At 71.9% G+C, this 12661-nt stretch carries 11 protein-coding genes and 1 pseudogene; 8 read left to right on the forward strand and 4 right to left on the reverse strand.

Annotated features, from left to right (window positions below; translation table 11 throughout):
* Nucleotides 1–36 precede the first annotated feature (36 nt).
* A pseudogene (locus Pma05_RS24955) lies at nt 37–540 on the reverse strand (PadR family transcriptional regulator); the annotation flags it as partial.
* 193 nt (nt 541–733) lie between these two features.
* On the opposite strand from Pma05_RS24955, the gene urtA reads away from it, so the two are divergent.
* The 6 genes from urtA (at nt 734) to Pma05_RS24985 (ending at nt 8160) form a co-directional block, all read left to right on the forward strand.
* Nucleotides 734–1957 (forward strand): urea ABC transporter substrate-binding protein, encoded by a 1224-nt coding sequence (gene urtA, locus Pma05_RS24960; RefSeq protein WP_203859902.1) that lies wholly within the window; start codon nt 734–736, stop codon nt 1955–1957.
* A 95-nt stretch (nt 1958–2052) separates the two neighbouring features.
* The gene (urtB, locus tag Pma05_RS24965) at nt 2053–2931 is read left to right on the forward strand and encodes an urea ABC transporter permease subunit UrtB (protein WP_203859903.1); all 879 of its coding nucleotides are present in this window, start codon (nt 2053–2055) and stop codon (nt 2929–2931) included.
* A 5-nt stretch (nt 2932–2936) separates the two neighbouring features.
* Entirely contained in the window at nt 2937–4082 is a 1146-nt protein-coding gene (gene urtC / locus Pma05_RS24970) for an urea ABC transporter permease subunit UrtC (protein WP_203859904.1), read from the forward strand.
* Nucleotides 4079–4846, forward strand: a complete 768-nt coding sequence (gene urtD / locus Pma05_RS24975) for an urea ABC transporter ATP-binding protein UrtD (RefSeq protein WP_203859905.1) — start codon at nt 4079–4081, stop codon at nt 4844–4846. The genes urtC and urtD overlap by 4 nt, the downstream gene beginning before the upstream one ends.
* Nucleotides 4847–5542: an urea ABC transporter ATP-binding subunit UrtE gene (gene urtE, locus Pma05_RS24980; RefSeq protein WP_203859906.1), complete on the forward strand. Its 696-nt coding sequence runs from the start codon at nt 4847–4849 to the stop codon at nt 5540–5542.
* A 275-nt stretch (nt 5543–5817) separates the two neighbouring features.
* Nucleotides 5818–8160, forward strand: coding sequence for a WD40 repeat domain-containing protein (locus tag Pma05_RS24985; protein ID WP_203859907.1), 2343 nt, complete (start codon nt 5818–5820; stop codon nt 8158–8160).
* Between the two features lie 25 nt (nt 8161–8185).
* Here the strand turns inward: Pma05_RS24985 and Pma05_RS24990 are convergent, their stop codons facing one another.
* Nucleotides 8186–8755 (reverse strand): PaaI family thioesterase, encoded by a 570-nt coding sequence (locus tag Pma05_RS24990; RefSeq protein WP_203859908.1) that lies wholly within the window; start codon nt 8753–8755, stop codon nt 8186–8188.
* A 158-nt stretch (nt 8756–8913) separates the two neighbouring features.
* Here Pma05_RS24990 and Pma05_RS24995 point away from each other — a divergent pair, with 158 nt between their 5' ends.
* The gene (locus Pma05_RS24995; RefSeq protein WP_203859909.1) at nt 8914–9390 is read left to right on the forward strand and encodes a winged helix-turn-helix transcriptional regulator; all 477 of its coding nucleotides are present in this window, start codon (nt 8914–8916) and stop codon (nt 9388–9390) included.
* 66 nt (nt 9391–9456) lie between these two features.
* Here Pma05_RS24995 and Pma05_RS25000 read toward each other — a convergent pair whose 3' ends face one another.
* Entirely contained in the window at nt 9457–10305 is an 849-nt protein-coding gene (locus Pma05_RS25000) for an SGNH/GDSL hydrolase family protein (protein WP_203859910.1), read from the reverse strand.
* A gap of 214 nt (nt 10306–10519) precedes the next feature.
* Between Pma05_RS25000 and Pma05_RS25005 the strand changes: the two genes are divergently transcribed.
* A complete protein-coding gene (locus Pma05_RS25005; protein WP_203859911.1) occupies nt 10520–11563 on the forward strand; it encodes a S1 family peptidase in 1044 nt (347 codons plus the stop codon).
* A gap of 377 nt (nt 11564–11940) precedes the next feature.
* Here Pma05_RS25005 and Pma05_RS25010 read toward each other — a convergent pair whose 3' ends face one another.
* Nucleotides 11941–12639: a DUF998 domain-containing protein gene (locus Pma05_RS25010; RefSeq protein WP_203859912.1), complete on the reverse strand. Its 699-nt coding sequence runs from the start codon at nt 12637–12639 to the stop codon at nt 11941–11943.
* Between the last annotated feature and the right edge of the window lie 22 nt (nt 12640–12661).

Below are 12661 nucleotides of genomic sequence, written 5' to 3' on the forward strand. Positions count from 1 at the left end.
CTGCGGTGCCGGCGTGGTGCTGGCGAGCGTGGTGGCGAGCTGGTCGAGGCGGGCGGCGGTCAGCTCCAGCCAGCGCAGGTCGGCCTCCAGGTGGAAGAGCGCGAAGTCGCAGATGAGCTGGTCGGCGAGGTCGCCGTCGGCCTTGCGCCGGGTCAGGGTACGCATCAGCCGCAGGTGCTCGGCGCGCTGCACGTCCAGGATGTCGGCGGCGTCGCGGCCGGTGAGCAGCCCGAGCACGACCTTGGCGTAGAGGGTGTTCTGGAGGTAGGCGTCGGGCTTCTCCGGCTGGGCCAGCCAGCGCCGCACGTCGGTGACCCCGGCCTCGGTGATCGCATAGCGCTTGCGTTCCGGTCCGGCGCCGGGCTCCACCCCGTCGACGGAGACCAGACCGCTTTTCAGCAGCCGGGCCAGCGTCGAGTAGACCTGCCCGTAGTGCAGCGGGCGGCCCTGGCCGAACCGTTCGTCGTAGACCCGTTTCAGCTCGTAGCCGTGCCGTGGGCTGGCCTCCAGGAGGCCCAGGAAAGTCTGTCCGATCGACATGCGCGGGACTCTACACCACGCGTATACACCGCAGGTATAGCCGGGGTGTGTACCGTCTCCGTGACCACCTCGGTCGAGCTGCGTTGTGAGGGTTCGTTAACACGACAGACATCGATGCACTCAGATTCATGAAATCCTTCATTCCTACGGTTCGTGGCACTACGCAGCAGCCCTGGCGAAAGGGGAGAGGCGGATGCCACGAGGCGTACGGGACCGGCTGGTCATGCTGGCCGCGGCGGCGACACTGCTGGCCGCGGCCGGATGTGCCGAAGATCCGACGACGGCGTCGGGTGCTGGCAGTGGAAGCACCATCAAGGTCGGCATCCTGCACTCGTTGAGCGGCACCATGGCGATCAGCGAGGTGACCGTACGGGACGCCGAACTCCTCGCCGTCGAAGAGATCAACGCGGCCGGCGGGGTACTCGGGAAGAAGCTCGAACCCGTCGTCGAGGACGGCGCCTCGGACTGGCCCACCTTCGCCGAGAAGGCGCAGAAGCTCATCTCGCAGGACCGGGTCGCCACCGTCTTCGGTGGCTGGACCTCGGCCAGCCGCAAGGCGATGCTGCCGGTCTTCGAGCGCAACAAGGCGCTGCTCTGGTATCCGGTCCAGTACGAGGGGCTGGAGAGTTCGCCGTACATCTTCTACACCGGGGCGACCACCAACCAGCAGATCGTGCCCGGCCTGGACTACCTGAGGGAGCAGGGCAAGAAGAGCATCTTCCTGGTCGGCAGCGACTACGTCTTCCCGCGTACCGCAAACAAGATCATCAAGGCGTACGCGGCGGCGAACGGGATGACGGTGCTCGGCGAGGAGTACACCCCGCTCGGGCACACCGAGTACAGCACGGTGGTGAACAAGCTCCAGCAGGCCAAGCCGGACGCGGTCTTCAACACCCTGAACGGGGACAGCAACGTCGCCTTCTTCAAGCAGCTCCGCAGCAGCGGCATCACCGCCGAGGCGATGCCGACCGTCTCGGTCAGCGTCGCCGAGGAGGAGGTCGTCGGCATCGGCCCGGAGAACGTCGCCGGGCACCTGGTCGCCTGGAACTACTACCAGACCACCAGCGGGGCCCGGAACGAGAAGTTCGTGCAGGCGTTCAAGGCCAAGTACGGCGCCGCCAAGGTCACCTCCGACCCGATGGAGGCCGGCTACAACGCCGTACACCTCTGGGCCGAGGCGGTACGCAAGGCCGGCAGCGTCGACGTCGAGGCGGTGAAGAAGGCGTCGGCCGGGATCTCGCTGGAGGCCCCCGAGGGGACCGTCACGATCGACGGCGAGAACCAGCACGTCTTCAAGACCGCGCGGATCGGGCTGGTGCAGCCGGACGGCCAGATCAGGGAGGTCTGGAACTCCGGCCAGCCGATCAAGCCCGACCCCTATCTGAAGGGCTACCCGTGGGCCGCCGGCCTCTCCTGAGTACCGGCGGGGGACCGACCGCGACCGACGACCGGGCACCGACCCGACTGACCACCGACTGACGGCCGCGAAACCGGGACGGAGGCGCCGGCGCCATGGCGACACTCAACCAACTGGTGATCGGGGCGAGCATCGGAGCGGTGCTGCTCCTGATCGCCCTCGGTCTGACCTTCACGTTCGGCCAGATGGGCGTGATCAACATGGCGCACGGCGAGTTCATCATGGCCGGCGCCTACACCGCGTACCTGCTGCAACCGCTGGTCGGTACCCAGTCGGTGCTGGTCGCCCTGCCGGTGGCGTTCGCCGTCGCCGGGGTGCTGGGGCTGATCCTGGAACGGCTGGCGATCCGGCACTTCTACGGACGGCCGCTGGACACCCTGCTGCTCACCTGGGGGATCAGCCTCGTCCTGCAACAGGTCGCCCGGGACATCTTCGGCGCGCCGAACGTGCAGGTACGCGCCCCGGGCTGGCTCACCGGCGGTCTCGACCTCGGCGTACGGCTGCCGTACAACCGGGTCTTCATCATGGTGCTCGCGGTCGGCTGCGTACTGGCGATCTGGCTCTATCTGACCCGGCTGCGGCACGGCCGGCGGATGCGCGCGGTGATGCAGAACCGGCAGCTCGCCGCGGTCAGCGGGGTGGCCACCGAACGGGTCGACCAGCTCACCTTCTTCATCGGCTCCGGCCTGGCCGGGGTGGCCGGGGTGGCGCTGACCCTGATCGGCCCGGTCGGGCCCACCCTGGGCACCAACTACATCGTGGACGCCTTCCTGGTGGTCGTCGCGGGCGGCCTCGGGCAGCTCCGGGGCGCGGTCATCGCCGCCTTCGCCCTCGGCATCCTGAACAGCTTCGTCGAATTCTGGGTCGACAACGGGGCCAGCCTCGCCAAGGTGGTGGTGTTCGCCGTGATCATCGGATTCCTCCAGCTCCGTCCACAGGGGATGTTCGTCGTCCGTACCCGGGCCCTGTCGTGACCGGGATGGTCGGGACCGCGCCGGCCGGTCCGACCCGGCGCCGGCTGGCCGGTCCGGCACTCTTCGTCGCGGTCGGCCTGCTGCTGGTCGCGGTCGCGCCGGCGGTGCTGTCGCCGTTCCGGCTGGACCTGCTCGGCAAATACCTCTGCTATGCCATCGTGGCGGTCGGGATCGGCCTGGCCTGGGGCCGGGGCGGGATGCTCACCCTCGGCCAGGGCGTCTTCTTCGGCCTCGGCGGCTACGCCATGGGCATGCACCTGAAGCTGCGCGAGGCCGGCCCCGGCGGGCTGCCGGACTTCATGGTCTGGAGCGGGGTGGAGAGCCTGCCGGCGCTCTGGCGGCCGTTCGCCAACCCGGTCTTCGCGCTCGCCATGGTGGTGCTGCTGCCGGTCACCGTCGCGGTGCTGCTCGGCCTGCTGGTCTTCCGGCAGCGGGTCCGGGGCGCCTACTTCGCCGTGCTCTCCCAGGCGCTGGCCGCCGCCTTCGTGATCCTGCTGGTCGGCCAGCAGGGGCTGACCGGCGGCACCAACGGGCTGACCAACTTCCAGATGTTCTACGGCCTCGACCTCTACCAGCCGGGCGACAAGCGGATCCTCTACCTGGTCGTGGTGGGTGTGCTCGGGGCGATGTTCCTGCTCGCCTGGCAGCTCTCGCGCAGCCGCTTCGGGCAGTTGCTGGTCGCGGTCCGGGACGGCGAGGACCGGGTGCGCTTCCTCGGCTACGAGCCGGCCGTGGTCAAGACCATCGCGTTCGCCGTCTCCGCCGGGATGGCCGGGATCGCCGGTGCGCTCTTCGTGCCGATGGTCGGCCTGCTCAGCCCGGCCAACCTCGGCATCGTCGCCTCGCTCGAACTGCTGGTCGGGGTGGCCATCGGCGGCCGGTTCTCGCTGGCCGGCGCGGTCGGCGGGGCCCTGCTGGTCAACTACGCCAAGACCATCTTCAGCGAGGAGTCGGCGGACAACTGGATCTATCTCCAGGGCGCGATGTTCGTGGTGGTGATGCTCTGGGCGCCGCGCGGGCTGGCCGGACTCGCCGCCGACCTCCGGACCGCCGTCCGGCACCGGCGCCGCCGCCCACCCCGGTCCGTCCCGGCCCCGCTCCCATCGGGTACGGCCGCGGTGGTGGCCAATCGGGCGGAGGAGCCGGCATGACCGAGCTGTTGCGGGTGCGCGGGCTGAACGTGGTCTTCTCCGGGTTCCGGGCCATCACCGAGCTGGACTTCACGGTCAGCGGCGGTGAACTGCGCTTCCTGATCGGGCCGAACGGGGCCGGCAAGACCACCCTGATCGACGTGATCACCGGGCTGACCAGACCCGCCTCCGGCTCCGTACGCTTCGCCGGCACCGAACTGCTGGGGCGGCGGGAGCACCAGATCGTCCGGCTCGGCATCGGCCGTACCTTCCAGACGTCGGTGGTCTTCGAGCAGTTGACCGTACTGGAGAACCTGGACCTGGCGGCGACGTTCCGGCGCCCGCTCGGCACCCTGCTGCGGCGTCGGCGGGGGATCGCCGACCAGGTGGCGGAGGCGCTGGAGACCACCGGGCTGGCCGAGTTGGCGGACCGGCCGGCGGGGGTGCTCTCGCACGGGCAGCGGCAGTGGCTGGAGATCGGCATGCTGCTCGCCCAGCGGCCCAGCCTGCTGCTGCTGGACGAGCCGGTGGCCGGGATGAGCCGGGACGAGCGGGCCCGGACCGGCGAGCTGCTCCGGCAGGTGGCGAAGGAGCACACGGTGATCGTGGTCGAACACGACATGGACTTCCTGCGCCGGTTCGCCAGCACGGTGACGGTGCTGCACGAGGGCCGGCTGCTCTGCGAGGGGACGGTGGCCCAGGTGCAGGCCGACCCCCGGGTGCAGGAGGTGTATCTCGGCCGGACCCGCAAGGAGAGCGCCGAACTGGTCAAGGAGGCTTCCTAGATGCTGACCGTGCAGGGCCTGGACGTGGCGTACGGGCGGGCGCAGGTGCTCTTCGGGGTGGATCTGGAAGCGCCGGCCGGCTCCCTGGTCTGCGTGATGGGACGCAACGGGGTGGGCAAGACCACCCTGCTCAAGGCGGTCATGGGCGTACTGCCGGTCCGGTCCGGCCGGGTGCACTTCGCCGGGGAGGAGATCACCGGGCTGAAGACCCACGAACGGGTACGCCGGGGACTCGGTTACGTGCCGCCCGGCCACGAGACCTTTCCGCAGCTCACCGTCGGGGAGAACCTCCAGGTGGCGGCGGAGGCGACCGGCCGGCCCAGCCAGGGGGCGGTGGACGAGGCCCTCGACCTCTTCCCGGCGCTGCCGGTGCTGCTGAAGCGCCGGGCCGGCTTCCTCTCCGGCGGGCAACAGCAGCAGCTCGCCATCGCCCGGGCGCTGGTCGGCCGGCCGAAGATGCTGCTGCTGGACGAGCCGACCGAGGGCATCCAGCCGTCGATCATCCTGGAGATCGAGGAGGCGGTCCAGCGGCTGCACCGCGAACTCGGGCTCGCCATCCTGCTGGTCGAGCAATATCTGGAGCTGGCGCTGCGGCTCGCCGACCGGTTCGTGATCCTGGACGCCGGTGAGGTGGTCCGGTCCGGCGACCGGGCCGAGCTACGCGATCCGTCGGTGCACGCACTGCTCTCGGTGTGACGCCGCCACTCCGGCCTGAGTAGTCCGACCGCGGAGGAATTGCTCGTCGCGTCGTCCGTACCGCTCGTGTCGGGCATGCCACCCGTGTCGGGCATGCCGCTCCTTTCAAGGGCTCCGAGCTGGCAGCCGAGCCGGACTAAGATGCTGTAAATGATCGTCGATGCGTGGCGTCGTCCGATCATTTCTTGTCGTTCCGGTCGATTCGCCATCCGATTCCGCTGACCCGGATCTGGCGTCGACCAATCCTCCAGAGGGAATCGTCCAATCGTGTTTTCGTGTTCTCTGCCCGTCGGTCCGGTGGACGGGCGGCATCCCGGGTCGGCACGCCGCCGATGACCGACGGGACGGGCCGGCGTACGCCGGAGTGGTTCGCCCGCCGTACCGCCGCCGAACCGGCCTGGACCGGTCAACCGCTCTGGGCCTGGGGTCCACCCGGGCGGCGACCACGACCGCTGCCGGCGCGACCCGGGCCGTACCAGCCGGTACCGGCCTGGGTGACCGCGCTGCTCGGCTTCACCGACGACCGGACCGGACGGCCCCGGGCACTGGTGACCAGCTATGCCGGCGCCCGGGTGGTGCTCGACCTGTCCGACGGTGGACTGGTCGGTGCGGTGGACGAGCGGGCCCACGCCCGGGCGTCCGCGACGACCCGGATCGACGGCGAGCAGTTGGTCGTCTCCGGAGCCGGAGCCGGCTACCTCCAGGTGAGCGACCTCGACAGCGGCCGGTCCCGCTGGCGGCAGTGGTGCGGCGACGTGCGGTCCCTGGCGACCGTCACCCTGGCCGGCCGCCCGTTCGCGGTGCTGACCGGCGGATCGCCGCACCTGGAGATCTGGTCGCTCGGCGCCGACCGGGGCGCCCGACTGCACACGTTGCGGACCGGGAGCGAGCGGATTAGCGTGCTGGCCGCGACCGAGGCGGGGGAGGCCGCCGTGCTGGCGGTCGGCACGAGTACCGGGCGGGTGTCGCTGTGGCGGCTGGAGCCGACGCCGGCCGGCGACGACGTCCGGGTCGAGCCGCTCGGCGAGTACGGCTTCGAGGTCTCCGGGCTGGTCACCGTGCTGGGGTTCGCGGACTGGCACGGCCGGCCGATCCTGCTCGGCGCCGCCGGCCGGGTGGCCAGGGCCTGGGATCTGCCCGCCGGGCGACCGCTCGGGCCGGCGTTCGCCGCGCACACCGGCCAGGTCAACTCCGTGCTGGCCGGCCGGCTCGGCGAGCGTACGGTGCTGTGGAGCGGCGACGACGCGACCGTACGGGCCTGGCTGCCGGAGACCGGCCGGCAACTGGGCGAGGCGTTCCGTTATCCGTACGAGGCGGCGCCGACCCGGACGATCGGGGTCGAGATCGGCGGGCGGCCGATGCTGGTCACCGGGGACGGTGCGGGCCTGGTGTGGGTCTGGGACCCGGAGCGGCCGTACCCGTTCCGGCGCGACCTGCCGTCCGGTGATCAGGACCTGCCATCCAGTGATCGCGACCTGCTGTCCGGTGGTCGCGGCGACCGGGCGCCGGATTCGCTGGGCGTTTCCGGGTATCGCCTCGCGGTCGCCAGCCCGGCGGGGCAGCCGGTGCTGCTCGCCGCGTTGCCCGGGCACCCGGTACGGGGGTTCGAGCCGGCGACCGGGGCCGAGGTCGAGTTGCCGCCGCACGGGGTCCCGGACGGGTCGACGCTGGTGCCGGGCGAGCACCCGGTGCTGGCCGGGATCGGGCCGGACCACGTCGAGCTGTGGGACCCGGCCACCGGGGACCGGATCGGCCCGGTGCCGTTGGGCCGGAACCGGCCGGGCCACCCTGGAACGGCCCTGCCGGACGCGGCCGGCGACTCCGGACCGGTGGGGCCGGTCGGCGCCGGACTGCTGGGGCCGGTCGGTACCGGACTGCTGGGGCCGGTCGGTACCGGACTGCTGGGGCCGGTCGGTACCGGACTGGTGGACGGCCGCCGGGTGCTGCTGGTGGCGGACGGAACCGCACTGGTCCGGGTCGACGTCGCGACCGGTCGGCTGGACAGGTCGCCGACCGGGCACTCCGGCCGGATCCGGGGGCTGGCGCTCGGCGAGCTGGCCGGGGTACCGGTCGGGTTGACCGCCGCCGAGGACGACACCGTACGCCTCTGGCACCTCGACGCCTGGGGGTCGTCCGGGCGGACGGTGCTGGACGGGCACGGTGGCGCCGCGTACGCCGTGACGACCGCGACCGTCCACGGGCGTGGCCTGGTGTTCGGGGCCGGCCGGAACGGGCAGGTCCGCTGCGTCGACGTCACCGACCTGGTCCGGTCGAAGCGGGCCGGTCGGCTCGGCGACGTCGAGCCCGATGCCGGCGGCGAGTCCGACGGCCCGGCCGCCCCGGTGGCCGACGAACTGCCGCCCGAGCCCGTCGTCGTGCTGACCGCCACCCGGCCGGTACGGTCGTTGGCCGTCGTCCGGGCCGGCCGGACCGACTGGCTGGTGGCGGCGGACGGGAGCACGCTGCGCTGGCAGCCCGTCGGCGAGCCGGGTACGCCGGGCCAGACGATCGAGGTGGGTGCCCCGGTGACCGACCTCGTGGCCCTGCCCGGGGTGCTGGTGGTGGCGGCCGGGGACGGACTTCTCGGTTACCGCCCGCCGCCCGACCGGACCGGATAGTTCCGGCGGCGGGGCCGCCGGTCGGTCAGCGGACCGGCGTGGTGTCGGGCTGGCCGCCGGACGGGCCCGCGACCGGCCCGGCATGCTGTTCGGTGGTATCGAAGAGCAGGCAGGACGAGGTGGCGTGTGCGACCAGCCGGCCACTCCCGTCGGTGAGCCGCGCCTCGGCGAGGGCCGTCCGGCGGCCCCGCTGGATCACGGTGCCCTCGCAGCGCAGCATCCCGCTCTGCACCGTCACCGGGCGGAGGAACTTCACGTTCAGGTCCAACGTCGTGTAGCCCATCCCGGCCGGCAGCGTGGTGTGCACGGCACAGCCGGCGGCGGTGTCCAGCAGGATCGACAGCACCCCACCGTGCACCGTGCCGAGCGGGTTGTAGTGGAACTCCCGCGCGGTCATCTCGACCGAGACCCGGCCCTCGTCGGCGGTCATCCGGCCCATCCCGACCAGCTCGGTGACCGGCGGCGCGGCCAGTTCGCCGGCGATCATCGCGCGGAGCAGGTCGAGCCCGGCCCGCTGGCCGAGCTGGGCCGCGTTGTCCGTCGGATCGGCCCAGGAGAAGGTGCGGTTACGCTCGCCGGCCCCCGTCTTGGTCATGTCGTCTCCTCGTTCCGCTCATCGTCGCCATGACCTGGCAACCTGTGCTGATCGGCGACCTCGCACGGCTCGGTCACGTCGTCTCCTCGCACGGCTCGGTCAGGAGGCAGCTTCGCAGGGGGTTGCTGGGTCTGTCAACAAGACCTAGCCTGGGTCGCATGGTGGCACCGGAGGCGCTGGGCTGGTCGGTCGACAACTGCACCATCGGGCGGGCGATGGCGATCCTCGGCGAGCGGTGGACCGTCGTGGTGCTGCGCGAGGTGTTCAACGGAGTACGGCGCTTCGACGACATGCGCCAGCGCACAGGGATCCCCCGGCAGGTGCTCACGGACCGGCTGGCCATGCTGGTCGACGAGGGGCTGCTCCGCCGCGAGCCCTACCGGGAGCCGGGTGCGCGGCCGCGGCACGAATACCGGCTCACCGTGAAGGGGCTCGACCTGTGGCCGGTGCTGGTGGCGGTGCTGGAGTGGGGTGACCGCTATCTGGCCGACCCGGAGGGCTCGCCGATGGCCACGGTGCACCGGGACTGCGCCGCCGAGGTGCGGGTCGTGCTCCGCTGCGCGGACGGCCACGAGGTGACCTCGCCCCGGGACGTGCTGCCCCGCCCCGGCCCCGGCGCACAGCGCCGGAGCTGACCAGGATCGGGGAGGAGGTCGGGCGGGAGCGCCGGACCGGTCTCCGGTACTCCCGCCCGACGGCTGCTACCAGCGGAACCCGGCGCCGTACGAGATCTCGGCCAGCACCTGCTGCCCCGACGCGTTCGGGTGGAAGTAGTCCCAGCCGGACAACTGGCCCAACGTGAACGGATAGCCGAACACCGCGTTGCCGTCGAAGGCGCAGTTCGACCCGTACGCGGCGCAGGCCTGGGCGAGCTGGCTGTTGTAGTCGACGACCCGTTGGCGTACCCGGCTGCGCCGGTCCACGTCGGCCTGGGCGTTGGAGGTCGGGCTGGCCAGCATCGACTGGCAGATGCCGAAGAGCGACCACGCGGTACGGGCGGCGAGGTTGCCCCGGCCGACCGACCAGAGCCGCTGGATGTCGGGCACGCTGATCACGAACACCCGGGCGTTCGGCAGCCCGGAGCGGATCCGGCCGAGCGCGGCGTCGATGTTGTTCCGGAAGGTGCTCACCGAGGTCATCCCGGACTCGGAACTGGCGCAGGCGTCGTTCGCGCCGATCAGCATCGTCACGTAGCCGACGCCCTGCGAGACGGCGGTGGCGGCCTGGCCGGCCATGTCCGAGGAGGTGGCGCCGGTCTCGCCGTCGTTGTGGTTGCGCCCGTTGATCGCCGGGTTCAGCGCGCGGATTCGCAGGTAGTGGCTGTTCACTCCGGAGTCGTCGCCGGTGCTGAACGAGCGGGACGGGCAGTCGACGTACCAGCCGCAGGCGTTGAAGCCCCGGGTGATCGAGTCACCCAGGCTGGCCATCGAGGCGGGCGGTGGACCGGGATCGGCCTGGGCCGGGCTGGCGACGAGCCCGACCGAGGTGACGAGTACGACGGCGGCGACGAGGGTGGACAGGAGGGTGGCGGTGCGGCGGGGAACGGACATGGGCGGCCTCCGGGTCGCGGTTGCCTGAGCTGGCTGAGGTGGGCGAATCATATAGACCAGCCTGAGTCTCCACAACGGAGATGACCATAAGGCGAACGCCCCGTTGCAGGAGATATGTCAGGCATCTTGTTCATGATCTTAGATTTCCTGAATACTCGTATCAGATCTGCCAACTCGGCGCAGACACCTCCAAACCCCCCATGGGAGGCTCTACATGCGACCCACAAGGTCATCGGTCCGCCTGGTCGCGATAGCGGCCGCGGCCGGATCCCTCGTCGCCGGCATGCTGATCGGCGTACCCGCACAGGCGGCCCCCGTCGCCACGCCGGAGGGGGCGACGTCGCTCTCCGAGCGGCTCGGCGCCCGGTCCGCCGGCACGTACCTCGGTGCCGACGGCAAGATGGTCGTCACCGTGACCGACGAGGCGGCGGCCCGCCAGGTCCGGGCCTCGGGCGCGACCGCCAAGCTGGTCACCCGCGGCTCCGCCGAACTGGCCCAGGTCACCACCGAGTTGGACCGGTCGGCCAGGATCCCGGGCACCGCGTGGTATGTCGACCCGGTCACCAACCAGGTCGCGGTCGACGTGGACAGCACGGTCACCGGTGCCAAGCTCGCCAAGATCAAGGCCGTCACCGCGCGCTTCGGCGGCGCCGTCCGGGTCCAGTCGATCCCCGGCACGCTGAGCACCACCATCTCCGGCGGCAACGCGATCTACACCGGCGGCAGCCGGTGCTCGCTGGGCTTCAACGTCCGCAGCGGCAGCACCTACTACTTCCTCACCGCCGGCCACTGCACCAACGCCGGCGCGAACTGGTCGGCCAGCTCGGGCGGTTCGGTGATCGGCACCCGGGCCGGCAGCAGCTTCCCCGGCAACGACTACGGCATCGTCCGGTACGCCAGCGGTGTCGCCCAGCAGCCGGGTGACGTCTACCTGTACGGCGGCTACCGGGACATCACCGGTGCGGCCAACCCGAGCGTCGGCCAGTCGGTGCAGCGCAGCGGCAGCACCACCGGCCTGCGCAGCGGCCAGGTCACCGCGCTGAACGCCACCGTCACCTACCAGGGCAGCGGCACCGTTTCCGGCCTGATCCGGACCACCGTCTGCGCCCAGCCGGGCGACAGCGGCGGCCCGCTCTTCGCCGGCAGCACCGCGCTCGGCCTGACCTCGGGCGGCAGCGGCAACTGCACCACCGGCGGCACGACGTACTTCCAGCCGGTCGTCGAGGCGCTCAACGCGTACGGCGTGAGCATCTACTGAACTGATCGGGGCCGATGCTCGGCGTGATCGGGAACTCGGTGGGTGGCCGGCGAACAGCTGGCACCCACCGCCCCGGTCACGCCGATCGGCGCGCCCGGGACCGGTCGCCCCGGTGCCGGGCGCGATGCCGCTGTCCCCAGCGTCGGTCCGGTCCGGTCCGGTCCGGTCCGGGGCGGGGCGGGGCGGGGCGCGGTGCCGTCGTCCCCCGGGGTCGTGTCCGGTCCGGGGCGGCGATGCCGTCGGTTCCCGGTTGGTGCCGTGTTCCCCGGCTGGTGCCGCGTTCCCTGAGTGTGTTCGGTCCCGGGTCGGTGCTGTGGTCTGCGGGTCGTGTCCGGTCCCGGCTCGGGGCCGCTGTGGCGCGTGCTGGTCTCCGAGAGTCAGCCGGGCGCCGTCGTCGGTCGCCGACGGGTCCAGCGGAACAGGACCGACACCACGATCAGCGGCCAGAGTGCCTCCGTGCCGGCGATCAGCCGTTCGGCCAGTCCCGCCGAGCCGCCGTCGGGCAGTTGCAGCGCCAACCACAGCCCGAGGCCGAGCATCACCAGCGAGGCGGCGCCGCCGACCGCCGGGCGCAGTACCCAGGGCCGGTCCGCCGCCTGGTCAGCGGGGGAGCGGCGCGGGGCGGTCCCGCCGGGCCGGTCCTGCCGGGACGCGCCCTGCCGGTGCCCCGACCGGCCGCGCCCGGGTACCGGCAGGGTGGCCAGCGCAGGCCAGGCCGCCAGCGCCACGAAGGCGACGACGGCGGAGATCCCGTGCACCCGGGGAGTCTGGCCGTCGGTCTTCGGCACCGCCGCCACCAGGATCGTCGCCACCCCGCCGAGGCCGTACACCACTCGGGCGGCGGTGCGGACCGGGCGCAGTCCGATCGCGGTGACCAGGTGGGCCACCCCGAGCCCGGCGAGGCAGCCGACCAGGATCTGCCGGTCGAGCATCCCGTACGAGGAGAGTGCGCTGACGGTGTCCGCCCACGGGTCGTACCCGGGCGGTTGCCGTACGGCCGCGCTGGTCCATCCGATCACCAGCAGCACCGGCAGCGTCGCCGCCGAGAAGACCGCCCACCAGGGCACCGCAGGCATGCCGTCACCTTACGTGACAGCA

The organism is Plantactinospora mayteni (genome assembly GCF_016862935.1).
Classification (GTDB): Bacteria; Actinomycetota; Actinomycetes; order Mycobacteriales; family Micromonosporaceae; genus Plantactinospora; species Plantactinospora mayteni.

What these genes read in the sequence shown, in the direction of transcription:
- urtA (WP_203859902.1), top strand. Translation starts at nt 734, where the DNA reads ATGCCACGAGGCGTACGGGACCGGCTGGTCATGCTGGCCGCGGCGGCG.
- urtB (WP_203859903.1), top strand. Translation starts at nt 2,053, where the DNA reads ATGGCGACACTCAACCAACTGGTGATCGGGGCGAGCATCGGAGCGGTG.
- urtC (WP_203859904.1), top strand. Translation starts at nt 2,937, where the DNA reads ATGGTCGGGACCGCGCCGGCCGGTCCGACCCGGCGCCGGCTGGCCGGT.
- urtD (WP_203859905.1), top strand. Translation starts at nt 4,079, where the DNA reads ATGACCGAGCTGTTGCGGGTGCGCGGGCTGAACGTGGTCTTCTCCGGG.
- urtE (WP_203859906.1), top strand. Translation starts at nt 4,847, where the DNA reads ATGCTGACCGTGCAGGGCCTGGACGTGGCGTACGGGCGGGCGCAGGTG.
- Pma05_RS24990 (WP_203859908.1), bottom strand. Translation starts at nt 8,755, where the DNA reads ATGACCAAGACGGGGGCCGGCGAGCGTAACCGCACCTTCTCCTGGGCC.
- Pma05_RS24995 (WP_203859909.1), top strand. Translation starts at nt 8,914, where the DNA reads ATGGTGGCACCGGAGGCGCTGGGCTGGTCGGTCGACAACTGCACCATC.
- Pma05_RS25000 (WP_203859910.1), bottom strand. Translation starts at nt 10,305, where the DNA reads ATGTCCGTTCCCCGCCGCACCGCCACCCTCCTGTCCACCCTCGTCGCC.
- Pma05_RS25005 (WP_203859911.1), top strand. Translation starts at nt 10,520, where the DNA reads ATGCGACCCACAAGGTCATCGGTCCGCCTGGTCGCGATAGCGGCCGCG.
- Pma05_RS25010 (WP_203859912.1), bottom strand. Translation starts at nt 12,639, where the DNA reads ATGCCTGCGGTGCCCTGGTGGGCGGTCTTCTCGGCGGCGACGCTGCCG.